Annotated in this window: 1 protein-coding gene; it reads left to right on the top strand. The window is 61.5% G+C overall.

Annotation, left to right across the window (positions count from 1 at the left end; all coding sequences use genetic code 11):
• Positions 1 to 230 precede the first annotated feature (230 nt).
• A complete protein-coding gene (locus HNP48_RS35130; protein WP_184866325.1) occupies positions 231 to 1,580 on the top strand; it encodes an IS110 family transposase in 1,350 nt (449 codons plus the stop codon).
• The last annotated feature ends 7 nt before the right edge of the window (positions 1,581 to 1,587 follow it).

Consider the following 1,587-nt stretch of genomic DNA (forward strand, 5'->3'; position numbering starts at 1 on the left):
CACGTGGCGTTGGCCCGCTGAGTGTGGCAAGGTGGAACGCGGCGCCGACGAAGACCGATGTAGCAATGGTGCGCATTGCCCGCGAGTCAGCGTGGTCATGGGCTGCGTCATCGACATTGGTGAGCCTGTGCCAGGCCTCTTGGCTTGGCCCAGACATCCCGTTTGAGAGAGTGATCAAGACGACGTACCCGAGTCGGTGCCACGTTCCACTTCTCATGATGGAGGATGCCATGGCACAGCGCAAGCGGCCCACCACACAGTCGGCCATCACCCTGACACACCCCAACGCAGCCGGTATCGACATTGGCAGTGCTTCGCACTTCGTGGCCGTGCCACCTGACCGCGACGACGAACCGGTGCGCGAGTTCGCCAGCTTCACAGCCGATCTCAACCGCCTGGTCGATTGGCTTGACGCCTGCAGCGTGGATACCGTAGCCATGGAATCCACGGGTGTGTACTGGATACCGCTGTACGAACTGCTTGAGTCTCGCGGCTTTAGCGTGCTGCTGGTCAACGCCCGCCACGTCAAGAACGTCTCGGGACGTAAAAGCGATGTGCTGGACTGCCAGTGGCTGCAGCAACTCATGAGCTTTGGGCTACTGCATGGTGCTTTCCGCCCGGCCGAGCAGGTCTGTGTGCTGCGCTGTCTGAACCGCCAACGCATGATGCTGTTGCGCAGTCAGGGGCGCCTGGTACAGCACATGCAAAAGGCTCTGACGCAGATGAACATCCAGTTGGCCAACGTCATCTCCGACGTGGTGGGCCAGACTGGACAAAGAATCCTGCGCGCAATCCTCGCCGGTGAACGCGACGGGATGGCCCTTGCCAAACTCAAGAGCGCGCGCATTCACGCCAGCGAAGACGAGATTGCCAAGAGCTTGCAGGGAAGCTGGCGGCCCGAACACCTGTTTGCCCTCAAGCAGGCGTTGGACGCGTTTGACTTCTGCGCCACCCAACTGGCCGAGTGCGACGCGCAGATTCAGGCGCAGTTGCAGGCACTGCATGTTCGTGATGACGCGCCAGCAGCAGGCAGCAAGCGCGCACGCGGACGTGCCCGCAATGCGCCGAAGTTTGATCTGCGCACGCAGCTGTTTCAGATGTGCGGCGTGGATCTCACGCGCATTGACGGCATCGACGTGACCACAGCACTGGTGGTGGCCTCCGAGGTGGGCGCGGACATGGGCAAATTCCCAAGCGACAAGCACTTTGCCTCCTGGCTGGGATTGTGTCCCGGCACCAGGATCACCGGGGGCAAGGTCATGAGTGGAAAGACCAAACGTTGTGCCAACCGTGCGGCGCAGGCGCTACGCCTGGCGGCCGCATCCTTGCGCTCGAGCCAATCGGCGCTGGGAGCGTATTACCGACGCATGTGCGCGCGCATGGACAAGCCCAAAGCCGTCACTGCTGCTGCCCACAAGCTAGCGCGGTTGATCTACGCCATGCTCACCCATGGGCAGGAGTACACCGACCTGGGGCAAGAGTACTTTGAGGAGCGTTATCGCCAAAGGGTATTGCACAACCTCGCCACAAAGGCCAAGGTCATGGGGATGCAACTCGTCCCTTGCGGCAGCGCTGTTTAAGAACCTC

The sequence above is a fragment of the Acidovorax soli genome (assembly GCF_014207955.1).
GTDB lineage: Bacteria > Pseudomonadota > Gammaproteobacteria > Burkholderiales > Burkholderiaceae_C > Acidovorax > Acidovorax soli_A.